This window comes from Erwinia sp. HDF1-3R, from assembly GCF_039621855.1.
GTDB lineage: Bacteria > Pseudomonadota > Gammaproteobacteria > Enterobacterales > Enterobacteriaceae > Erwinia.
The window spans coordinates 917,014-941,234 of record NZ_CP155071.1 but is presented as its reverse complement, the minus strand read 5'-3'; the positions used below and the strand labels follow the sequence as shown (position 1 = coordinate 941,234).

General features: G+C 55.9%; 14 protein-coding genes. 11 read left to right on the top strand and 3 right to left on the bottom strand.

Annotated elements, in window-relative coordinates:
* Window positions 1-61 precede the first annotated feature (61 nt).
* The 3 genes from polB to rluA all read left to right on the top strand — a co-directional run bounded on the left by polB (window position 62) and on the right by rluA (window position 6,158).
* Window positions 62-2,422, top strand: coding sequence for a DNA polymerase II (gene polB / locus AAGR22_RS04220; RefSeq protein ID WP_345830473.1), 2,361 nt, complete (start codon window positions 62-64; stop codon window positions 2,420-2,422).
* A gap of 133 nt (window positions 2,423-2,555) precedes the next feature.
* Window positions 2,556-5,462: an RNA polymerase-associated protein RapA gene (rapA, locus tag AAGR22_RS04215; protein WP_345830471.1), complete on the top strand. Its 2,907-nt coding sequence runs from the start codon at window positions 2,556-2,558 to the stop codon at window positions 5,460-5,462.
* A gap of 42 nt (window positions 5,463-5,504) precedes the next feature.
* Window positions 5,505-6,158 (top strand): bifunctional tRNA pseudouridine(32) synthase/23S rRNA pseudouridine(746) synthase RluA, encoded by a 654-nt coding sequence (gene rluA, locus AAGR22_RS04210; RefSeq protein ID WP_067709071.1) that lies wholly within the window; start codon window positions 5,505-5,507, stop codon window positions 6,156-6,158.
* 31 nt (window positions 6,159-6,189) lie between these two features.
* Here rluA and djlA read toward each other — a convergent pair whose 3' ends face one another.
* Entirely contained in the window at window positions 6,190-7,017 is an 828-nt protein-coding gene (djlA, locus tag AAGR22_RS04205) for a co-chaperone DjlA (RefSeq protein ID WP_067709073.1), read from the bottom strand.
* Window positions 7,018-7,200: 183 nt separating this feature from the next.
* Here djlA and lptD point away from each other — a divergent pair, with 183 nt between their 5' ends.
* From lptD to apaH, 6 genes are all read left to right on the top strand, one after another.
* Entirely contained in the window at window positions 7,201-9,561 is a 2,361-nt protein-coding gene (gene lptD / locus AAGR22_RS04200) for an LPS assembly protein LptD (RefSeq protein ID WP_345830469.1), read from the top strand.
* 54 nt (window positions 9,562-9,615) lie between these two features.
* Window positions 9,616-10,911: a peptidylprolyl isomerase SurA gene (gene surA, locus AAGR22_RS04195; protein ID WP_345830467.1), complete on the top strand. Its 1,296-nt coding sequence runs from the start codon at window positions 9,616-9,618 to the stop codon at window positions 10,909-10,911.
* A complete protein-coding gene (gene pdxA / locus AAGR22_RS04190; RefSeq protein ID WP_345830466.1) occupies window positions 10,901-11,890 on the top strand; it encodes a 4-hydroxythreonine-4-phosphate dehydrogenase PdxA in 990 nt (329 codons plus the stop codon). Before surA ends, pdxA begins: the two co-directional genes overlap by 11 nt.
* On the top strand, window positions 11,883-12,707 hold the full coding sequence (gene rsmA / locus AAGR22_RS04185) for a 16S rRNA (adenine(1518)-N(6)/adenine(1519)-N(6))-dimethyltransferase RsmA (RefSeq protein WP_345830464.1): 825 nt from the start codon (window positions 11,883-11,885) through the stop codon (window positions 12,705-12,707). The genes pdxA and rsmA overlap by 8 nt, the downstream gene beginning before the upstream one ends.
* 4 nt (window positions 12,708-12,711) lie before the next feature.
* Complete coding sequence (apaG, locus tag AAGR22_RS04180) at window positions 12,712-13,089, top strand: Co2+/Mg2+ efflux protein ApaG (RefSeq protein ID WP_067709084.1); 378 nt, start codon at window positions 12,712-12,714, stop codon at window positions 13,087-13,089.
* Window positions 13,090-13,171: 82 nt separating this feature from the next.
* Window positions 13,172-14,002 (top strand): bis(5'-nucleosyl)-tetraphosphatase (symmetrical) ApaH, encoded by an 831-nt coding sequence (gene apaH / locus AAGR22_RS04175; RefSeq protein ID WP_345830462.1) that lies wholly within the window; start codon window positions 13,172-13,174, stop codon window positions 14,000-14,002.
* Between the two features lie 109 nt (window positions 14,003-14,111).
* Here the strand turns inward: apaH and folA are convergent, their stop codons facing one another.
* Entirely contained in the window at window positions 14,112-14,591 is a 480-nt protein-coding gene (gene folA, locus AAGR22_RS04170) for a type 3 dihydrofolate reductase (protein ID WP_067709086.1), read from the bottom strand.
* Window positions 14,592-14,778: 187 nt separating this feature from the next.
* On the opposite strand from folA, the gene AAGR22_RS04165 reads away from it, so the two are divergent.
* Complete coding sequence (locus tag AAGR22_RS04165; RefSeq protein WP_067709088.1) at window positions 14,779-15,393, top strand: LysE family translocator; 615 nt, start codon at window positions 14,779-14,781, stop codon at window positions 15,391-15,393.
* Here the strand turns inward: AAGR22_RS04165 and AAGR22_RS04160 are convergent.
* On the bottom strand, window positions 15,374-16,108 hold the full coding sequence (locus tag AAGR22_RS04160; RefSeq protein WP_345830459.1) for a phosphatase PAP2 family protein: 735 nt from the start codon (window positions 16,106-16,108) through the stop codon (window positions 15,374-15,376). The genes AAGR22_RS04165 and AAGR22_RS04160 overlap by 20 nt on opposite strands.
* A 562-nt stretch (window positions 16,109-16,670) precedes the next feature.
* Here AAGR22_RS04160 and AAGR22_RS04155 point away from each other — a divergent pair.
* Window positions 16,671-24,179, top strand: coding sequence for a neuraminidase-like domain-containing protein (locus tag AAGR22_RS04155; protein WP_345830457.1), 7,509 nt, complete (start codon window positions 16,671-16,673; stop codon window positions 24,177-24,179).
* The last annotated feature ends 42 nt before the right edge of the window (window positions 24,180-24,221 follow it).

Below are 24,221 nucleotides of genomic sequence, written 5' to 3'. Positions count from 1 at the left end.
CTATCTGTTGTGATGCCTGAACATGCTATTATTAGCCATCAAAGCAATAATAAGGGTTCCGGTGAACAACGCACGCGCAGGTTTCTTGCTCACCCGCCACTGGCGGGATACGTCGGCCGGTACGGAGGTGGTATTTTGGCTGGCCACGGACGAGGGTCCGCAGCGCGTGGTGCTACCGCCACAGGAATCGGTCGCCTTTATTCCGCTGGAATACCGCTCGCGGGTTGAAACCCTGCTCAAGCAGGAGCGACATTTTCGGCTGGCCTCACTGACGCTAAAAGATTTTCACCAGCGCCCGGTTTTCGGGCTCTATTGCACACAGTATCGTCAGCTTCAGAGGCTGGAAAAGCTGCTGCGTGAAAACGGCATCACCCTGTATGAGGCGGATATTCGCCCGCCCGAACGCTTTTTAATGGAGCGCTTTATTACCTCCCCGGTCTGGTTTAGCGGCGAACCGGCTGGCGACAGCCTGGTCAACGCCCGCCTTAAGCCGCACCCTGACTACCGTCCACCGCTTAAATGGGTTTCGCTGGATATTGAAACCACCCGCCAGGGCGAGCTGTACTGCATCGGCCTGGAGGGCTGCGGCGAGCGGGTTGTCTATATGCTGGGGCCAGAAAATGGCGATGCCAGCGCGCTGGACTTTACGCTGGAATACGTCTCCAGCCGCCCTCAGCTGTTGGAAAAGCTCAATGCGTGGTTTGCCCGGCACGACCCGGACGTGCTGATCGGCTGGAACGTGGTGCAGTTCGATCTCCGCGTGCTGCAAAAACACGCCGATCGCTACGGGATTCCCCTGCGGCTGGGGCGCAACGGCGAGGCGCTGGAGTGGCGCGAGCACGGCTTTAAGCCGGGGATATTTTTTGCGCAGATGAGCGGACGGCTGGTGATCGACGGAATTGACGCACTGAAATCCGCCTTCTGGAACTTCAGCTCATTCAGCCTGGAGTCCGTTTCCCGCGAGCTGCTGGGAGAAGGCAAAGCGATTGATAATCCCTGGGACCGGATGCAGGAGATCAACCGGCGTTTTGCCGAGGATAAGCCTGCGCTGGCGCACTATAACCTGAAGGACTGCGAACTGGTCACGCGCATCTTCCAGCATACCGAGCTGATGCCGTTTCTGCTGGAGCGCGCCACCGTCAACGGTTTGCCGGTAGACAGGCACGGCGGCTCCGTGGCCGCCTTCAGCCATCTCTACCTGCCCCGCATGCACCGGGCAGGCTTTGTTGCCCCCGGCATGGGCGAGGTGGCTCCGGAAGCCAGCCCTGGCGGCTACGTGATGGACTCCCGCCCGGGTCTGTATGACTCGGTGCTGGTGCTGGATTACAAGAGCCTGTACCCGTCGATTATCCGCACCTTCCTGATCGATCCGGTGGGGCTGGTAGAGGGTCTGGCGCATCCCGATGAGGCAGACTCGGTGAGCGGCTTTCGCGAGGCGCGCTTTTCCCGCACCAACCACTGCCTGCCGGAAATCGTCAGGCAGATCTGGCTGGGGCGTGAAGCCGCTAAAAAAGCGGGTAACAAACCGCTTTCTCAGGCGCTAAAAATCATTATGAACGCCTTCTATGGCGTACTCGGCACCAGTGCATGCCGATTTTTCGACCCCCGCCTCGCCTCGTCGATCACCCTGCGCGGCCACGAAATTATGCGTCTGACCCGGGAGCGGGTGGAGGCCGAAGGCTACACCGTAATTTATGGCGATACCGACTCAACTTTCGTCTGGCTGAAAACGCCCCATGATGAAGCCAGCGCCGCCGCCATTGGTCAGCGCCTGGTGGAAAATATCAACGGCTGGTGGCGCGACCATCTGCGGCAGACGTTCAATCTGGACAGCGCGCTGGAGCTGGAATATGAGACGCACTTCAGCCGCTTCCTGATGCCGACCATTCGCGGAGCCGAACAGGGAAGCAAAAAGCGCTATGCCGGGCTGATCCGCACCGATCGGGAAGAGCGCATGGTCTTTAAGGGGCTGGAGACGGTCCGCACCGACTGGACGCCGCTGGCTCAGCGCTTTCAGCAGGCGCTTTATCTGAAAATTTTCAAGGGTGAACCCTACCAGGATTATATCCGCGAAACCGTCCGCCAGCTGCTGGAGGGCGAGCTGGATGACCAGCTCACCTATAGCAAGCGCCTGCGTCGCCCGCTTAACGATTACCAGCGCAACGTCCCGCCCCACGTGCGCGCGGCGCGGATCGCCGATGAGCAGAATCAGAAGCTGGGTCGGCCGCTGCTCTATCAGAACGGTGGACGCATCCGCTACGTGATGGCGACCTCAGGCCCCGAGCCGCTGGAAGCCCGTATCACGCCGCTGGACTATGAGCACTATCTCTCCCGTCAGCTGCAGCCGGTTGCCGACGGCATCCTTCCTTTCCTTCAGGATGACTTTGCTACACTGGTAACAGGTCAGTTGGGTTTGTTTTGACAGGTGACGAACGCGCCACCTTCCAGTACCATAGCGCCCTTCCTGATTATCTGAATTTTTCTGCCGGGCAGACTCTGCCGGGCGGTCGTGCTATTGCCTGAAATTATCACTACGAGAATCGAGCCGAATATCTATGCCTTTTACACTTGGTCAACGCTGGATCAGCGATACGGAAAGCGAACTGGGACTGGGAACTATCGTCGCGGTCGATACGCGCATGGTGACTGTGCTTTTCTCCGCCACCGGTGAAAACCGTCTTTATGCAAAAAATGATTCTCCTATCACCCGCGTGATGTTCAATCCGGGTGACACCATTACCAGCCATGAAGGCTGGCAGCTTGAGGTGGAAGAAGTCCTCAGCGAAAACGGGCTGATGGACTATATCGGGACGCGGCTGGACACGGGCGAAACCGGCGTGCTGCTGCGCGAGGTGATGCTCGACAGCAAGCTGGTGTTCAGCAAGCCGCAGGATCGCCTGTTTGCCGGCCAGCTCGACCGCATGGATCGTTTCGCCCTGCGCTTTCGCGCCCGTAAATATCAGAGCGAGCAGTACCGCCTGCCGGTCAGCGGCCTGCGCGGTATGCGCACCAGCCTGATCCCTCACCAGTTGCATATCGCTCACGATGTGGGCCGACGCCATGCGCCACGCGTGCTGCTGGCGGATGAGGTAGGACTCGGCAAGACCATCGAAGCCGGGATGATTATCCACCAGCAGCTGCTGGCGGGCCGCGCCGAGCGCGTGTTAATCGTGGTGCCGGAAACGCTGCAACACCAGTGGCTGGTGGAGATGCTCCGTCGCTTCAATCTGCGCTTTGCCCTGTTTGACGACGAACGCTACACCCAGGCCCAGCAGGACAGCGACAACGCCTTTGAAACCGAGCAGCTGGTGATCTGCTCGCTCGACTTCGTCCGCCGCAACAAACAGCGTCTGGCGATGCTGGCAGACGCCGAGTGGGATTTGCTGATTGTCGATGAGGCCCACCACCTGGCCTGGGAAGATGGGCAGCCGAGCCGTGAATATCAGGTGATCGAGCAGCTTGCCGAGCAGATCCCCGGCGTACTGCTGCTGACCGCCACGCCAGAACAGCTGGGTATGGAAAGCCACTTTGCCCGCCTGCGCCTGCTGGACCCCGATCGCTTCCACGACTTTGACGCCTTTGTTGAGGAGCAGCAGCATTTCCGCCCCATCGCCGACGCGGTGACCGGCCTGCTGGCCGATAAGTCCATCAGCCAGCAGGAGATGAACATGCTGAACGATCTGATGGGCGAACAGGATATCGAGCCGCTGCTGCAAACCGCCAACAGCGACAGCGAAGGCAAGCTGGAGGCGCGCAAAGAGCTGATCAGCATGCTGATGGATCGCCACGGTACCAGCCGCGTGCTGTTCCGTAATACCCGTAACGGGGTGAAAGGCTTTCCGAAGCGCGAGCTGCATCAGATCCGTCTGCCGCTGCCGACGCAGTATCAGACCGCCATCAAGGTTTCCGGCATTATGGCCGCGCGGAAAACGGCCGATGAACGCGCTCGCGATATGCTCTATCCCGAGCAAATTTATCAGGAGTTCGAGGGCGACAGCGGCACCTGGTGGAATTTCGATCCGCGCGTGGAGTGGCTGATGGGCTTCCTGACCAGCCATCGCGAGCACAAAGTGCTGGTGATCTGCGCCAAGGCCGCCACGGCGCTTCAGCTTGAGCAGGTACTGCGCGAGCGCGAAGGCATTAAGGCGGCGGTATTCCATGAGGGGTTGTCAATCATTGAACGCGACCGCGCCGCCGCGTGGTTTGCTTCTGAGGAAGAGGGTGCGCAGGTACTTCTCTGCTCGGAGATTGGCTCTGAAGGTCGTAACTTCCAGTTTGCCAGCCAGATGGTGATGTTCGATCTGCCGTTTAACCCGGACCTTCTGGAGCAGCGTATTGGCCGCCTGGACCGTATCGGGCAGGCGCATGATATTCAGATCCACGTGCCGTGGCTGGAAAAAACCGCTCAGGCGGTGCTGGTACGCTGGTACAACGAAGGGCTGGATGCGTTCGAGCACACCTGCCCGACCGGCCGCGCCATCTATGACAGCGTCTATTCACGGCTGATCGAATTTCTTGCCACGCCGGATAACACCGAAGGGCTGGATGCGTTTATCGCCGACTGCCGCAGCCAGCACGATGCGCTGAAATCCCAGCTGGAACAGGGCCGCGACCGCCTGCTGGAGCTGAACTCCAACGGCGGCGAGCAGGCTCAGGCGCTGGCCGGGGCGATCAGCGCGCAGGATGATGATATTGAGCTGGTTAACTTTGCACTCAATCTGTTCGATATCGTCGGCATCAATCAGGAAGATCGCAGTGATAATCTGATCGTCCTGACGCCGGGCGACCATATGCTGGTGCCGGATTTCCCTGGACTGCCGGAGGATGGCTGCACTATCACCTTCGATCGCAATCAGGCGCTGTCGCGTGAAGATGCGCAGTACGTCACCTGGGAGCATCCAATCGTGCGCAACGGTCTGGATTTGATCCTCTCCGGCGATACCGGCAGCTGCGCGCTGTCGCTGCTGAAAAATAAGGCGCTGCCGGTGGGAACGCTACTGGTTGAGCTGATTTACGTGGTGGAAGCGCAGGCGCCGAAGCATCTGCAACTGACCCGCTTCCTGCCGCCGACGCCGGTACGCATGCTGGTTGACCGTAAAGGCACCAACCTGGCGGGCAAGGTGGAGTTTGAAAGCTTTAACCGCCAGCTGAACGCCATCAACCGTCATAACGGCAGCAAGCTGGTTAATGCGGTGCAGCAGGATGTGCATGCGATCCTCAAGCTGGCGGAAGATCAGGCAGCCGCAGAAGCCCGCGCGCTGATTGATATTGCCCGCCGGGAAGCCGACGAGAAGCTGAGTGCGGAGCTGTCGCGCCTGGATGCCCTGCGCGCCGTCAATCCTAACATCCGTCAGGATGAGATTGACGCGCTGGAGAGCAACCGCGAGCAGGTTCTGTCGGCGCTGAGTGAAGCTGGCTGGCGCCTGGATGCGCTGCGCCTGATCGTCGTCACGCATCAGTAATTACGCATGGGGCGGCACAGGTCGCCCCGCTAAGGCAGCAGAATGGAACCCTACAATCCCCCGCAAGAGCCCTGGCTACACGTCCTGTATCAGGATGACTTTATTATGGTGGTCAACAAGCCCAGCGGACTGCTCTCCGTGCCGGGTCGCCAGCCGGAACACCGTGACAGCATCATGACGCGTATTCAGCGTGATTATCCGTCGGCAGAGTCGGTTCACCGGCTGGATATGGCCACCAGCGGCGTAATGGTGGTGGCAATGACCAAGCAGGCCGAACGTGAGCTGAAAAGGCAGTTTCGCGAGCGTGAGCCGCAGAAAACCTATGTGGCGCGCGTCTGGGGGCATCCGCAGCCGGAAGAAGGCGTGGTTGATTTACCGCTGATCTGCGACTGGCCAAACCGCCCTAAGCAGAAGGTCTGTTTTGAGACCGGGAAGGCGGCGCAAACCCTGTACCAGGTGTTGGAGTACGCGGCGGATAACAGCGCCCGGGTGCAGCTGAAACCGGTCACCGGCCGCTCTCACCAGCTGCGGGTCCATATGCTGGCGCTGGGCCACCCGATTTTAGGGGATAATTTTTACGCCCATGACGAGGCGAGAGCGATGGCCTCGCGCCTGCAGCTGCATGCGGAAATGCTGACCATCACTCACCCTAAATACCTTTCGCCTATGACCTTCCGGCAGCCCGCTGATTTTTAAGCGCGGCAGGCGTGAAACCTGAGCAGAAGGGTTAGCGGAAGCCCTTTTCCCGTTTAATCAGGTCGTAAGCGGCCTGAATTTCCTGCGCTTTCTGCTTGGCCATCTCCATCATCTGCGGCGGCAGCCCCTTCGCGACCAGCTTATCCGGATGGTGTTCGCTCATCTGCTTACGGTAGGCGCGCTTAATGGTGGCGGCATCGTCGCTGCTTTTTACACCCAGCACGCTACAGGCATCTTCCAGCGTCGGCCCGCGCTGCCCGGGATTGAAACCACCCTGAGCACCCGCGCCCCCGGCAGAATAGCTGCCGCCGCCAAACTGCTGTCCACCGGCCATCATGCGCAGGAACTGATCGAACTGGCTGCGGGAAATCCCCAGCTCTTCGGCGATGACGTACAGCACCTGACGCTCGTTCGGATGCAGTGACCCATCGGCAAAGGCGGCCTGAATCTGGATTTCAAGGAACATCCTGATGAGGTCAAAACGGCCGAAGCAGGCGCTGCGCAGCTCGCGGAGCTTATCCCGCAAGGGGTAGTTGCCCTCTTTGCCTTCGCGAAACGCGCGCTGGGCCGAGGTTCGCGCCTCGCCGTGCAGCTGCATTCTGTCCATCAGCAGCGAGGCCATCTGGATATCCGCATCGGTGACGCGCCCTTTGGATTTGGTCAAATGCCCCATCACCTGAAAGGTGGTACGGAAAAACAGCGTCTGCCGGGTCTGCTGATTGGTGAAGTAGCCCTGCCCCTGTACACTTCGTACTTTATCAACCAGGTGGCCGATAAGCAGTCCGATTGCCAGTCCCCAAAAGCCGGTGCCGCTTAACAAACCCAGCACAAGACCCATTACTTTTCCCCAATAGCGCATATACTCCTCAATTCGCCATGCCGAAGGTTAAAAATTGCATTATCATACCCGTCATTTACTCAAGAGCCTAACGGCAACGCGGTCAAACAACCAGGATTAACACTAGCGCAACGCAGTTGAGTACGTTAGTCTCTGAGCGTTTTTCGGCAAGATGTCAGCTATCACGGAATTTTGATACCGCGTATGAAAAAACGACTACCTACTTTGCTGGCCACGCTAATCGGCACAGCGCTTTACAGCCAGCAAGGCCTGGCCGATGACCTCGCTTCCCAGTGTATGCTGGGCGTGCCCAGCTACAACCGCCCGCTGGTGCAGGGGAAGGATACCAACGCGCTGCCGGTCACCATTAACGCGGACAACGCGAAAGGTAACTACCCGGATAACGCGGTATTCAACGGCAATGTTGACATCAGGCAGGGCAACAGCCGCATGCTGTCTGATGAGGTACAGCTGCATCAGAAACCGCAGCCGGGCCAGCCGACGCCCGTTCGCACCGTGGACGCACTGGGTAATGTGCACTACGACGACAATCAGGTCATCCTGAAAGGTCCGAAAGCCTGGTCCAACCTGAATACCAAAGACACCAACGTCTGGAATGGGACCTATCAGATGGTGGGTCGTCAGGGCCGCGGCAGCGGCGATCAGATGAAGCTTCGCGGACAAAACCGCTATACCATCCTTGAAAACGGCACCTTTACCTCCTGTCTGCCCGGCGATAACAGCTGGAGCGTAGCAGGAACCGAGGTGATTGAGGATCGCGAAGAACAGGTGGCGGAGATCTGGAACGCCCGCTTCAAAATTGGCGCAGTGCCGGTACTCTATAGCCCCTATCTGCAACTGCCTATTGGTGACCGCCGCCGCTCCGGCTTCCTGATCCCTAATGCGAAGTACGGCAGTTCAAACGGCTTTGAATTTATTCTCCCCTACTACTGGAACATCGCGCCCCAGGCGGATGCGACCATCACGCCGCACTACATGAGCAAGCGTGGCATGCAGTGGCAGAATGAGTTCCGCTATCTGACCAAAGCCGGTGCAGGCCTGATGGAGTTCGACTACCTGCCAACCGACGACCAGTACAACCGGGATGCCGCAGCGCGCAATATCTCTGATGATAAAGACTCTAACCGCTGGCTCTTCTTCTGGAAGCACTCCGGCGTTTACGATCAGAACTGGCGCTTTAACGTTGACTACACCAAGGTCAGCGATCCCTACTACTTTACCGATCTGGATTCGACCTACGGTAGCTCCACCGACGGCTACGTGACGCAGAAGTTTAGCGTCGGCTACGCCGAGGAAAACTGGGATGCCACCCTGTCGACCAAACAGTTCCAGATCTTCTCCACCAACGCTAATAACGATGTCTATCGCGCTGAACCGCAGTTCGACTACAACTATTATCAGAACGATGTCGGCCCGTTCGATACGCATCTCTACGCCCAGGCGGTGAAGTTCACTAACGTCAACGAAAACTACCCTGACGCTACGCGTCTGCACCTTGAACCGACGATCAACCTGCCGCTGTCGAACGGTTGGGGCAGCCTGAACACCGAAGCGAAACTGCTGGCGACCCACTACGAGCAGGATGGCATTGACTACTACAATAAAAATATTGATACCACCAAAGTCAACCAGCTTAAAAGCAGCGTCAATCGCACCATGCCGCAGTTTAAGGTTGACGGCAAAATGGTATTCGATCGCGATATGGACTGGTCTCCGGGCTATACCCAGACCCTGGAACCGCGCCTTCAGTACCTCTATATCCCGTACCGCGACCAGAGCGATATTCGCGCCTACGACTCCACGCTGCTGCAAAGTGACTATACCGGCCTGTTCCGTGACCGTACCTACAGCGGCCTGGATCGCATCGCGTCTGCCAACCAAATGACCAGCGGCATCACCACGCGAATTTTTGATAACGATTTGGTTGAACGTTTTAACGCTTCTATAGGTCAAATTTACTCGTTTACCCCATCTCGTACCGGTCTTGAGACGGCGGACAGCGACGATCGCGGCAGTCTGGTCTGGGCAGGTGATACCTACTGGAAGATCAGCGACCGCTGGGGCGCGCGCGGTGGTGTGCAGTATGACACCCACCTCGATAACGTTTCCCAGGGGAACGCCGTACTGGAGTACCGCCAGGATGCAGACCGGATGGTGCAGCTGAACTATCGCTACACCAGCCCGGAATACATCGAGCAGACGCTAAGTCAGATAACCAACCCGGGTTATCAGCAGGGCATATCGCAGGTTGGGGCAACGGCCAGCTGGCCGGTGGCCGATGCCTGGTCAGTGGTAGGCGCATGGTATTACGATACTAAAGCCCGCCAGCCTGCCGATCAGCTGCTGGGTGTGCAGTACAGCTCCTGCTGCTATGCAATCCGTCTGGGCTACGAGCGTAAAATTACCAGTTGGGAAAACGATAGCAGTAAGTACGACAATAAAATCTCATTCAACATTGAGCTTCGTGGCCTGAGTCCTTCGTATAGCCTGGGCACCGGTCAAATGCTGCGTCAGGGCATACTGCCTTATCAGCGCTCTTTCTGATGTTGTAATAATTACTATGCCAACCCGCAGTGCGGATAGAAGAATGGAAAAAGTATGAAGAACTGGAGAATGCTGATCCTCGGTGCAGCGCTGTCAGCCAGCACCGCGTTTGCAGCCCCGCAGGTTGTTGATAAAGTTGCCGCCGTTGTGAATAACGGCGTGGTACTGGAAAGTGACGTCGACGGTATGATGCAGTCGGTGAAAGGTCAGGCCCAGCAGGCGGGTCAGCAGCTGCCTGATGATAAAACCCTGCGCCATCAGATCGTTGAGCGTCTGGTTATGGACAATATCCTGCTACAGATGGGTAAACAGGCTGGGATCCAGATCTCAGACGCGCAGCTGGATCAGGCCATTGGCAATATTGCCGCGCAAAACAAAATGAGTCTCGATCAGCTGCGCAGCCGCCTGGCCTATGATGGCATGAACTATGCCACCTACCGCGAGCAGATCCGCAAAGAGATGACCATTGCGGAAGTACGCAATAATGAAGTACGTCGTCGCGTGACCATTCTGCCGCAGGAAGTCGACTCGCTGGCGAAGCAGGTTGCTACCACCAACGATGCCGGGACCGAGCTGAACCTCAGCCACATCCTGCTGCCGCTGCCGGAAAATCCGACTCAGCAACAGGTTGACGATCAGGAAACGCTGGCGAAGCAGCTGGTCAGCGAAAGCAAAAACGGCGGCGATTTTGGCAAGCTGGCCATCACCTATTCAGCCGACCCTCAGGCGCTGAAAGGCGGTAACATGGGCTGGGGCCGGATTCAGGAGCTCCCTTCCCTGTTTGCCCAGGCGCTGGCAACCGCGAAAAAAGGCGATATCATCGGCCCAATCCGCTCAGGCGTTGGCTTTCACATCCTGAAGGTTAACGACGTTCGCGGCGACAAGCAGAACGTTTCCGTGACCGAAGTGCATGCCCGCCATATCCTGCTTAAGCCTTCGCCAATTATGACCGACGCGCAGGCTCGTGAGAAGCTGACCCAGGTTGCTGCCGATATTCACAGCGGCAAAACCACCTTTGCCGATGCGGCTAAGCAGCTTTCACAGGATCCAGGCTCAGCCAACCAGGGTGGCGATCTCGGCTGGAGCTCGCCGGAGATGTATGACCCGGCGTTCCGCGACGCGCTGCTGAAGCTGAAAAAAGGCCAGATGAGCGCCCCGGTGCACTCCTCCTTTGGCTGGCACCTGATCCAGCTGCTTGATACCCGCCAGGTTGATAAAACCGATGCGGCGCAGAAAGAGCGAGCCTACCGCCTGCTGTTCAACCGCAAGTTTGCGGAAGAAGCACAGACCTGGATGCAGGAACAGCGTGCTTCGGCCTACGTAAAAATTCTGGACGCTAATGCTCAGTAACAGCCGCGTAGTTATCACTCCCGGCGAACCCGCCGGGATTGGCCCTGACGTCACCCTTCAGTTGGCCCAGCGCGACTGGCCGGTTGAGCTGGTGGTCTGTGCCGACCCGCACCTGCTGCGCCAGCGTGCCGCCACGCTGGGGCTGCCGCTGACCCTGCGGGAATACCAGCCGGGCCAGCCCGTGCCTCAGCGGGCGGGTACGCTGACCGTACTGCCGGTACACACCGCGCAGCCGGTCAGGGCGGGAGAACTTTGCACCGATAACAGCCACTACGTCCTTGAGACCCTGGCCCGCGCCTGCGACGGCTGCCTGAGCGGTGAATTCGCCGCGCTGGTTACCGGTCCGGTGCACAAAGGCGCGATCAACGACGCCGGGATCCCGTTCAGCGGGCATACCGAGTTCTTTGCCGAACGCGCCCGCTGCGCACGCGTAGTGATGATGCTGGCGACTGAAGAGCTTCGCGTGGCGCTGGCCACAACGCATCTGCCGCTTAAGGACGTCTCTGCCGCTATCACGCGTCAAAGTCTGCATGAGGTGATCCACATCCTGCATGCTGATCTACAGAAAAAGTTTGGCCTTGCCTCACCGCATATCTTTGTTTGCGGGCTGAATCCCCACGCGGGCGAAGGCGGTCATATGGGACGGGAAGAGATCGACGTGATTATTCCTGCCCTGGATGCGCTGCGCCAGCAGGGTATTCAGCTGACCGGGCCACTGCCGGCGGATACGCTGTTCCAGCCGAAATACCTACAGCATGCCGATGCGGTTCTGGCGATGTATCACGACCAGGGCCTGCCGGTGCTAAAATTCCAGGGATTTGGGAGAGCGGTGAATATCACCCTCGGCCTGCCCTTTATCCGCACGTCCGTTGACCATGGTACCGCCCTTGAACTGGCAGGCCAGGGGAGCGCCGATGCGGGCAGCTTTATTACGGCGCTTAACCTCGCCATCACCATGATTAAGAGCAGTAATGAATAATCGCGTCCATCAGGGCCATTTCGCCCGCAAACGTTTCGGACAGAACTTCCTGAACGATCCTTATATTATCGACAGCATTGTCTCCGCTATCCACCCAATGCCAGGTGAGGCCGTCGTTGAGATAGGCCCGGGGCTGGGCGCATTAACCGAGCCGGTTGGCGATCGGCTGGATGCCATGACGGTGATTGAGCTTGACCGCGATCTGGCGGCCCGTCTGCAAACCCATCCGTTCCTTGGCCCGAAGCTGACTATTTTCCAGCAGGATGCGATGGCCTTTGACTTTGCCGACTATGCGCGTCAACAGGGCCAGTCCCTGCGCGTATTTGGTAACCTGCCCTACAACATCTCTACGCCGCTGATGTTCCATCTCTTCAGCTATACTGATGCGATTCGGGATATGCACTTTATGCTGCAAAAAGAGGTGGTCAACCGTTTGGTTGCCGGGCCTGGCAGCAAAGCCTATGGCCGTCTTACCGTGATGGCGCAGTACTATTGCCAGGTGATCCCGGTACTGGAAGTGCCGCCGGAATCCTTTACTCCGGCGCCTAAAGTGGACTCAGCCGTGGTACGGCTGGTGCCCTATGCGAAAATCCCCTACCCGGTGGAGGATATTCGCGCGTTAAGCAGAATCACCACCGAGGCATTTGGTAAGCGGCGTAAAACCCTGCGCAACAGCCTGGGTCATCTGTTTTCGTTAGAGGTGTTGCAGGAGATGAATATTGACCCCACGCTGCGGGCGGAAAACATCTCGGTAGCACAGTACTGCCAGCTGGCTAACTGGCTGACCGCGCATCCACAGGCGCCGCAGGAGAACTGATTTTATGACTGAAAGGCCCCGCGTTAGCGTCCAGGTGCAGAGTGCGTATATTCCTTCGCAGTCCGTGCCTGATGATGAGCGCTACGTTTTCGCTTATACCATCACCATTCGTAATCTGGGCCATGCCGCCGTGCAGCTGCTCGGACGCTACTGGCTTATCACCAATGGCAACGGTCATGAAACCGAAGTACAGGGCGAAGGTGTGATCGGCGAACAGCCGGTTATCGCGGCCGGGGGCGAATTTCAGTATACCAGCGGTGCAGTCCTGGAGACGCCGATAGGCACCATGCAGGGACATTATGAGATGGTTGACGCAGAGGGCGATGCCTTTCGCGTTGAAATCCCGGTGTTCCGGCTGGCCATTCCCACGCAGATCCACTAATTTTCGCCCGGCACCGTGCGGCCTTAACGGGCAGCAATAATCGGTGCCGGTGACCTTCATCGTAAACGCCTGGGGCGATTTAATGAGCACTTATTTAATTGGTGACGTTCACGGTTGCTATGATGAACTTCAATCCCTGCTACAGCAGGTCAGCTTCGATCCTGCTCAGGATACGCTCTGGCTGACCGGCGACCTGGTGGCTCGCGGACCCGGCTCACTCGACGTACTGCGGTTTGTCCGATCGCTGGGGGATGCCGCGCGTCTGGTATTGGGTAATCACGATCTGCATCTGCTTGCCGTCTATGCCGGGATCAGTCGCAATAAGCCTAAGGATCGGCTGGCCGCGTTACTGGAAGCAGAGGATGCCGACACGCTGATTAACTGGCTGCGACGCCAGCCGCTGCTACAGGTTGATGAAGAGAAAAAGCTGGTCATGGGACATGCGGGTATTACGCCGCAGTGGGATATCGACACGGCGAAGGCCTGCGCCAGAGAGGTGGAGGCAGTACTCTCCAGCGATACCTATCCACTGTTCCTGGATGCGATGTATGGCGATATGCCAAACAACTGGTCACCGGAGCTTACCGGCCTTGCCCGGCTGCGCTTCACTACCAATGCGCTGACGCGAATGCGTTTCTGCTTTCCCAACGGCCAGCTGGATATGATCTGTAAAGACACGCCGGAATCCGCTCCACCACCGTTAAAGCCCTGGTTCACCATCCCGGGACCGGTATCTAAAGCCTATACCATTGTGTTTGGCCACTGGGCTTCGCTGGAGGGTCAGGGCACCCCGGAAGGGATTATCGGTCTGGATACCGGCTGCTGCTGGGGCGGCGTGTTAACGATGCTGCGCTGGGAGGATAGGGCAGTATTTGTGCAACCCTCTAACCGGAAGCGGGCAGCAGAGGCCTGAACCCGCAAGCGCATCCCGGTAGCCTGACGGTATTTATGCTCTTAAGCGCGCCCTGAATGCCGTAACGGTATTTTCTGCCTGTGCGCCCCATGATGTGGGGCGCGCTTCGTTAACGACGATCGAGAATTTCCCAGCAATAGCTGTGGGAATTATTTTCATCGGCGTCGTGGAATTCGCTAAACGTCGACTGCCACTGATCCGGCTCATAGTCCGGGAAAGTCGTATCCCCTTCCACTTCGGCATCAATATGGGTCAGGTAGAGTCGGTCTGCGCGGGCCAGTAGCTGCTCGTAAATCTTACCGCCGCCAATCACCATCACTTCTTCTGCATCGCCAGCGGCCTTAAGCGCTTCCTCAATAGAGGTTACCCAGGTTGCACCTTCTGCATCGCCGGGCTGGCGGCTGATAACTATGTTTAAACGGCCCGGCAGCGGACGCCCGATCGATTCCCAGGTCCGGCGCCCCATGATAACCGGCTTACCCAGCGTATTACGTTTAAACCACGCCAGATCGGCTGGAATATGCCACGGCATGGCGTTTTCCATTCCAATTACGCGGTCGGCCGCCATGGCCGCAATCAGGCTTATCATTATTGATACTCAACAGGCAGTAAATTTGGCGCCATCATACGGAAAGGTGAAACTTTCGTCGATACCCAACGGGCGGGTTTTACGTAAAGGTTTTTAAGGGTGATATTTACCCTGAAAGGCCACCGGCTGATTGCTCAAAAGGCCGGAGAACGTGCTAAAATCCGTGCCCCAACTCCAGGATACGACCATGTTAGAAACCAGCCTGATTATTTTCACTATTGCGGCCCTGGGAATGCTTTCCCCCGGTCCTGACTTCTTCCTTATTATCAAAAATGCCGCCCGCTATCCGCGTACGGCAGCGATGTTTACCGCGCTTGGGGTGAACTGCGCAGTCGCCACACATATGATTTACTGCGTGGCCGGGCTGGCCGTGGTGATCACTACCACCCCCTGGCTGTTTATGCTGCTGAAATACGTTGGTGCGGCATACCTGATCTTTATCGGCGTCCAGGCGCTACTGTCACGCGGCAGCAGCAAAATGGACCTCAGCAATGTGACCCCGGAGACCACCTCGCTGAGGAAAGCCTTTCTGCAGGGCTATCTGTGCAACCTGCTCAACCCGAAAGCAACGCTGTTCTTCCTGTCGATATTTACGCAGGTGCTTAACGTTCACTCCAGCTTTGGTGAGAAAATCTGGTACGCCAGCATTATCCTGATGCTCTCATCCCTGTGGTGGCCGCTGCTGGTGGTGATTATCCAGAGCGCCCCGGTACGCCGTGCACTGGCGAAAGCCCAGAAGCTTATCGACAAACTGCTGGGCGGCGTACTGATTGCGCTGGGTATTAAGGTCGCGCTTTCTTAAATTCGTCCTTCGCCTTCTGTAACTGCTGGCTAAAGGCCGGATCGGCATGCAGCCGCGCAACAATGGCGGCGGCAACGATCCGGGCAGCGGTCACATCGCTCTGCCAGTGGTATCCGCAGATCACCCGGCTCTGCCCCATCTCATAGCCCCTTTTTAGAATCTCCCCCTGTCGGGCCGGATTGACCTCGGCCAGTACCAATGCCGTTGCCCAGCCAATCGTGGTATGCCCGGAGGGATAAGAGCCATTTTTAGAGAGCGTGCTCTCCTCATCCGCGCGGCAGGTCGGTTCGTTGTAAAAGGCGAAAGGCCGGATGCGCATATAGTGTTCTTTTGCGCTGCGCGTCGCCAGATCGCCCGCATCCTCACGCATTTTCATAACCAGCCGGAACAGCTCAGGCGTTTTTTCTTTGGTAATGGGCTCGCCAAAAGCGGGCGACAGCGCCTCGGGGACACCATCGCCTGAGACGTGTGCATCCTGCCATGCCTGTTTACCCCGCGGGGTATTTCTCAGCATTTTTCCCACATCGTACTGCGCCTTGTCATTGAGAAAATCAATGCTGTCCATCGCAGGAGGAGGAGGCAATAAGGCCAGGCTGTCGGGTGACTGTGTCTCTTTCAGAAAGTACACATCGGGTTGGGTGGTCACATCCTTTGCAGCAAAAGTGGCGGGTATAGTGGCGACACAAATCAGCGTGGCTAAAAGAACTCTCTTCATTTTATCTCCCTGAATCACTCAACAGTACGTCATTATCTGCCGCTATCCGCGGCAGGCTTATCTGGTAGAGGAGAATACAGAAGGTAAGAATTTGGTTCTGGTAAACGCTTCACAGAAATCACACCGCGCTGGAAATATTCCATTTATTTTGAGCATTAATATTTTATTAATGAAATCTTATATTGACGATTAGCCATCAAATAATGAGCCAATCAAAAAAAATCAGTATGATTCATAAAAAAAACAAATCTACCCAACTGAAATATAATGAGTTATACCTAATCCGTACTGGTGTTACCTCCCTTTTCTTAACCTTCACTCACCCGTTCTTAACATTGAACTATGCTAAAGAAAAATGCTAATTAGCCTGAAACCTGAAAAACAGCTACGGCCACAATTATTCTTTCAGAGCTCACATCAGTAACAGACCGCTTAGCCGTTACTGATGAACTTCAATATTTAGCAAAGGCACTGCCCGTTCCAAACAAAATAATACACACAGGGCTTACTGCGCTGCGTTGGCTGTCAGCCATCATTTCCAGTTAATAAGAGGTAAAGCTGCATGTACAGTACTGATAATATCCTGAAAAAACTAAACGCTATTGGCGACGCGTCTGAAGACGACGAGTCTGAAATTGAATCCAAACGTATTCAGAGCGCGCCCTGGACCCTGGCTGATATGATGGGCCGCTCATTACCTGAAATACGTAATCTGTCCGGGAATACGCTGACATGGGGTGAGATGGAGTTCCTGCATCAGCAGGCCGATCAAGAGCTGAAAGAGAACAAGCTGGAGGAAGCGCGCATTCTGACCCGGGCAAACCCCCAGTTGGCAAATGCCATTCGTCTGGGTATCCGTCAGTCTGCGCAGCAGAGGAGCTATAACGATCTCTTTGGCAATCGCGCCAGCCAGTTCGTTAAACCGGGAGCAGTTGCCTCCATGTTCTCTCCGGCAGGCTACCTGACGGAACTGTACCGCGAAGCCAGAGGTCTGCATCCCGCTAATTCTGATTTCAATCTGGCTAAGCGCCGCGGCGATTTGGCCTCTCTCAGCCTGTCGCAGGACAATATGGACGGCGAAATCTCCACCCTGTCCCTCTCTAATGCAATCATTCTGGATAAAATTGGATCCTGGTTAGATAAAGATGAGGACGGGGTGTTTGAACGGCTTTCAACCTACCGCGCAGGCAGCGCAGCGCCTTTTCACCGGCCTTATGAAGCGGCCCGTCAGGCCCTTATCCTGCAGGATGAAGATTTTTCGGCCTTCCGGCGTAATCCGGAGGTGGCAAAACGCATCGATCCCGCCTCGCTGCTGGGGATAAAATCCGATATCTCGCCGGAGTTATATAGCCTGCTTACCGAGGAGATTACCGAAAGTAACGCTGAAGAGTTGATAAAGAAGAACTTTGGCGATACGGGTATTGAAAAATTTAAAAACCTGAGCCAGCTCGCCGTTTTTTATGATCTGAAACCTGATGAGCTGGATGACTTTCTCAGCGTGTTACAACAAAGACCCTATATCAACCATATTACAACGGGATTTATTATCATAGACAATGCCATTATGCCATATACTCTCAGCAGGGAACCTGGCGACGGTTATTATAATAATCTTAATCATTTTAATCTAAAACGCACAGATAAAAATATTTTTTATGTAGATCTCAATACCAAAGCCCGCTTTGTAAAAGTGAGCCTGAGAATAACTTCCCCCAGATCAGATTATTTAGCAGGTTATGATGAAATTAGGCCACGCATAGATTATAGATCGAGTACTTTCACTCTGAATGATAATGATCTTAAAGGGACCTTTAAGCTTAATGCTTACTCCTATCCTACATCTACCTATGCGATAGGTTGTTATGCAGATTTCACCCTTTCAGAAAATACAGGTTTCGCTCCCCTGCTGCTGGAACTTAACAAACTGATCCGCCTGAGCAAGGCCACCGGGTTTACCCCGACTGAAATTTATTCAGTCAGTGAAAAGTCAGGTGTCTATCAGGGCGTAACACCACAGACGCTAGGCAAACTTTTCTGGGCGCAGGATACGATGCAACGCTATGCCATCACCCTTTCTGAGGCGCTGGTACTTTCCGGCGGCACCGTCAGTCAGGAAGATTCAGGCAACAGGCCCAGTGCCTTTACGACGCTTTTTAATACCCCTCCGCTAAACGGCCAGCTGTTTAGTGCCGACGGCAGCGAGGTCAATCTTTCCCCCGCCAATAGCAGCGATGCCTTTCGCACTGGCGTAATGAAACGTGCCTTCCAGGTTAACGATAGCGGTCTTTATCAGCTGTGGTCGCTGGCCAGCGGCAGCGCCGTGCCCCCCACCTTCACCTGCACAATTGAGAATGTATCCCTGCTCTACCGGATAGCGCTGCTGGCCGGGGTGAATGGCCTGAGCGTGAGCGGGCTGGCCACGCTGATAGCCGTTTCGCCCTGGTCCGGTCGTAAACCCGGTGAGCTCGCTGCCAGCGAGTTTACTGAGCTGCTCAGCTTTGTTGACCGCTACGCCGGGTGGATGAATACGCAGGATTTAACTCCGGGTGAGCTGTTCCTGATGACCACCCCGCAGGTCAGCGACAGCATGACGCCGGAAATCGCCAGCCTGATTGAGACCCTGAATAATGGCCTCGCCAGTCAGGGAGATAATGACGACAGGTTGCTGAGCGACATCGCGCCGCTTATCGCCGCCGCGACCCGGCTTGAGTCCGGGGAACTCGCCCTGGCCATTCTTATGTGGCTGGAGCAGTTAAAACCGCAGGGAATGACGGTAAAAGCCTTCCTGACGCTGGCTGCCCGAGATGACCTTGACGTTAAAGAGACAAAAAAGCTGGTTATCTACTGTCAGGTGCTGGGGCAGCTGGTGCTGATTGTACAGAAGCTGGCACTGACTGCGGGCGAGCTGTCGCTGGCAGTGGCGCAGCCGCAGGCTTTCCAGAGTGGCGCAACCCTGCTGCCGCAGAATATCACCACCCTGTTCGGACTGGCACGTTTTCATCGCTTTCTGCAGCAGTGCGGCACCGCTGCGAGCGGGATACTGCAGGCGCTGGGCGAACAGACTCTCACCCCGGCCCAGCTGGCGCTGGCGCTGGATTTGGATGAACAGATGGTGGTTCAGGGGCTGGCCCAAAGCAGCGATACCACGACGTTCAGCAGCTGGTCAGCGGTAGATGCCACCTTACAGTGGGTGGACATAGCCACCACGCTCGGTATCACCCCTGCGGGCATCGCCGTGCTAATAACGCTGGATTATACGCATACCGATAATACTCCCTCCTACCGCGAGTGGGTAGCAATCAGCGCGTCATTACAGGCCGGGCTGGACAGCCGTCAGGCTGCACGTCTGCAGGCGTATCTTGATGAAAGGACCAGCGCCGCCGTCAGCACCTTTATTATAGAAAATATCACCCCTGCGTGGGTCAGCGATCGTGAGGCACTCTACAGCTGGCTGCTGATTGATAATAAGGTTTCCGCTGAGGTCAAAACCACCCGGCTGGCGGAGGCAATTGCCAGCATCCAGCTGTACATCAATCGGACGCTCAGCGGCCAGGAACAGGGTGAGAATAGCGCTGTAAAAGCACGTGCGTTCTTTACCGACTGGGACAGGTATAACAAACGCTACAGCAGCTGGGCCGGCGTTTCGCAGCTGGTCTACTACCCGGAAAATTACCTTGACCCCACCCTGCGGATCGGTCAGACCGGAATGATGAATGAGATGCTGCAATCCCTCAGCCAGAGCCAGCTAACCAGCGACACGGTTGAGGACGCCTTTAAAACCTATATGACCCGCTTTGAGGAGATCGCCAACCTGGAAATCGTTAGCGGTTATCATGATGACGTGAGCGAGAAACAGGGCACCACTTATCTCTTAGGACGGTCGGCCAGCGGAGAGTACTACTGGCGGACGGCAGATATTGGCAAAATCTCCGCCGGTAAACTGCCCGCCAACGCCTGGAGCGAATGGCAAAAAATCACGGCACCCGTTGCTGCGGTGACCAATCTGGTTCGCCCAGTGATCTTCCAGTCAAGACTCTATCTGGTCTGGACAGAAAGCCGTCAGGTAGCGGAAAAAATTGGCGAGAGCAGCACCCGCGAAGCCACGGAATACCTGCTAAAATATGCGCATATTTTACACAATGGTTCATGGAGCGTTCCGCTCTCATTTACCCGGCAAAGCGGTACATTCCCTCCCGCCGGGAGCGATATTGCTGATATGGGCATGTACTGCGCACGGAATATCAGCATTGAACAGATCGAAGTCCTGTTTTATAAAAAAAGTCAGTATTATTCTACAAGCTACACAGGCGTATCCGGCGTACAGATACGCGCCGATGGCGGCATGGATGAAATAAATTCCACGCAGGCAACTAAGCAGTTTAGTTATATTGCTAAGCAGGCGGATTCGCTAACCGAACTTAAACTCAACACCCCATATGGGGGCGGCAGCACGACGTATTCAGCGTCATCCCCGATACGCGTTAAGGAGGTGTGGGGTGTCGAGGATTTAACAAATTTATATCTAAGCGCAGTTTCGAATATCAGTATTTCTGACGCCTCAGATGAGGCGATCTTACGATGTACACCGGTGGCCAATATTCAGTGTTACGGTAAATTGGGAACAAGAGCTAACGAAATAATGGATCTGATTCGAAAGTGCGGAGTGATAAATGATAAATTCAACATCTACCGGAGAAAGGATGTTTATGCCAGCATAAGTGAAGTTGAATTTATACAAAGAATAGAAAGGTTTACTCATTTCTTCGTTAAAACACCCTACACAAATATACTGATGCGTGGAATAACAATGCCCTCTTCGTCGTTTGATTTTATATTAAGCCGCTTTAAGGATGATATTTATTTCTTTATAAAAGACATTAACGATCTAAATATAGAATATTACCTAGCAGGAAGGGAAAACTTATACTTTTATTCAACTTTTTTTGCGAATGAGCTTTATATAGACACCGCAGTCAATCTAAGGCACGTAAAGCTTTCTGTCGCGTTGGGAAGCCATTCCACTCTGGACTTAGGAATTGCCTCTTCGTGCAGTAAATATACGCTTGCTGAATCAACCTTTTCTTTCGGTGATAAAGAAATAGCGCTTCCGCCTGAGGCTTTTACCAATAATAAACTTTCCCTGGAATTTACTTTTCAGGCCTCTGCCCCTGATGGCCGCTTCCTGGGCAGTGAAACCCTCCGTACAATAGTAACCCGGGTAGTTAGCAGTAATCTTCCGCTGATCTCCCTTAAGCACAGCGCGGATAACGCCCAGTATCTGCAATATGGTCCTTACCGCATCAGGGTTAACACACTCTTTGCCCAGCAGCTGGTAGCACGCGCGAATCAGGGACTGAGGAGCGTATTATCTATGGACTCCCAGTTTCTTCCCGAACCCGCGATGGGACAGGGCGGCTATATTCAGGTGGTTCTGCCCCGCTATGATGCGGCGGTTCATGGGGGTTCGCGAGGGGCGAGGATTACCTTTTATCGTGGTCGGGATCAGGATTACTTCGATTTCTGGCAGGGTTCGCTAACCGATACTGAACAGACGGTGACGCTGTTTGTGCCCCTGAGCAGGGTGGAAAAGCCTTTCTATGACATTATCAACTTTCCTTATTCAACTACGTCGGGCCTGGAAGTTTACCTGACCTGTTATAAAGGCAGGCTGAAAGCAGGTACGCTTTTGGTTAATTACTCTGTCAAAGGTGGCATTAGCCTTAGCCAGTTTTCCCCAGCCTCAAAACCTGCATTTACCCTGGTTATTCTGCAAGATTATACCGAACCCATGGACTTTAACGGTGCCAACGCGCTCTACTTCTGGGAGATGTTTTACTACGTCCCCATGATGGTATTCCGCCGTCTGCTACAGGAACAGAAGTTTGATGAGGCGACGCGCTGGATAAAATATATCTGGAGTCCGGAAGGGTATCTGGTAAATGGCCAGCCGGCCTCGTGGCAGTGGAACGTGCGACCGCTGGAGGAGGACACCGCCTGGAATGCCAACCCGCTGGATACGCTGGATCCGGACGCGGTGGCGCAGGCCGACCCGATGCATTACAAAGTCGCCACTTTTATGGCGATGCTGGATCTGCTCATCGCCCGGGGCGATACGGCTTACCGGCTGCTGGAGCGGGATACCCTTAACGAAGCGAAAATGTGGTATCTGCAGGCGTTAACCACCTTGGGTGAGGAAGCCTGGCTGCCGGAGGCGAACTGGTCCGCACCGCGGCTGGATGCTGCCGCCGATAAAACCCGGCTGGTTCGCACCCGCCAGGCCATGCAGGCCGTGCGACAGCAGACCGTCCGGGAAACCCCGGAGCAGGAACCCGCTCTGGATAAGGGAGAGCCTCGCACTGCAAACTCCCTGACCGCGTTGTTCCTGCCGCAGCAGAACGAGAAGCTCCAGGCCTACAGGCAGACGCTGACGCAGCGCCTCTATAACCTGCGTCATCATCTCTCCATTGACGGTCAGCCACTCTCCCTGCCGATTTATGCGCCGCCGGCCGATCCGGCCGCCCTGCTCAGTGCCGCCGTCAATGCCTCTCAGGGCGGCAGTAGTCTGCCCGTGGCTGAGATGCCGGTGTACCGCTTCTCAGTCATGCTGGAAAGCGCCCGTAGCATGGTCAGCCAGCTCAGTCAGTTTGGCAGCACCCTGCTCAGCATCAGTGAGCGTCAGGATGCAGAGGCGCTCTCAGGACTGCTTCAGACCCAGGGCGTAGAGCTGGTACGGCAGAGCATTGCCCTGCAGGATGCCAGCATTGCTGAAATTGCTGCGGATCGCCAGGCGCTGCAGCAGAGCCTGAACGGTGCGCAGTCGCGCCTGAGCAGCTACAGCTGCCTGTATGATGAGGGTATAAATACCGGTGAAGGCCAGGCCATGGACCTCTATCTCTCCGCGTCGGTACTCTCCAACACGGCCTACGCCTCTTATATGACCGGCGCTGCACTGGATGCCGTGCCCAACATTTACGGTATGGCGGTCGGCGGCGCACACTACGGCAGCATCGCCCGAGCCGTCGGTTATGGCATTGAGATCGCGGCGGGCAGCACCCGCACCGCTGCTGACCGGATAAGCCTCTCCGAATCCTATCGTCGCCGTCATCAAGAGTGGGCCATTCAGCGTAATGCCGCCGAATCCGACGTTAATCAAATAACGGCCCAGTTGGAAACCTACGCCATACGCCATGAAGCGGCGGTGCTGCAAAAAAATTACCTGCAAACTCAGCAGCTCCAGACGCAGGCACAAATCACCTTTCTGCAGAACAAATTCAGTAATAAGGCGCTTTACAACTGGCTGCACGGCAAGCTGGCAGCGATCTACTATCAGTTTTATGACCTCGCCGTCTCCCGCTGCCTGATGGCGCAGGAGGCCTATAAATATGAACGTAATGAGCGCGCCGCTAACTTTATTAAACCCGGCGCCTGGCAGGGTTCCTGGGGGGGGATGATGGCTGGAGAAACGCTGCAGCTTAATCTGGCCCGCATGGAGCACAGCTACCTGAAACACGATCAGCGGAGAAGGGAGGTCACGCGCACGGTCTGTCTCTCTGAGTTCTATGCAAGCCTCAAAGGAAGCGCTTTCGCGCTGGCGGAAAAAGTGACTGAACTGGTGACAGCCGCGAAAGGCAACGCGGGGACGGATGAAAATGGCATTAAAGTCACCAGTCAACAGCTTCAGGCGACGATAAAGCTCTCCGACCTGGCCATAGAGAAGGATTATCCGGACTCGCTGGGCAGTCTGCGGCGGATCAATCAAATCAGCGTGACGCTTCCCGCACTGATTGGCCCCTACCAGGATGTCAGGGCCGTACTCAACTATAGCGGCAGCCTGGCCATGCCGCAGGGGTGTAAAACGCTGGCAGTCTCCCATGGGATGAATGACAGCGGTCAGTTCCAGCTGGACTTTAATGACGGCCGCTGGCTGCCGTTTGAGGGGATCCCGGTCAGTGATGCCGGGACGCTAACCCTGAGCTTCCCGGATGCAAACAGCAGGCAGAAAGCGCTGTTACTCAGTCTGAGCGACATTATTTTGCATATCCGCTACACCATCACCGGCCAACACCTTTAACTGTTTCAGGCTCCCTGAGGGAGCCTGTCAGGGAGACTTATC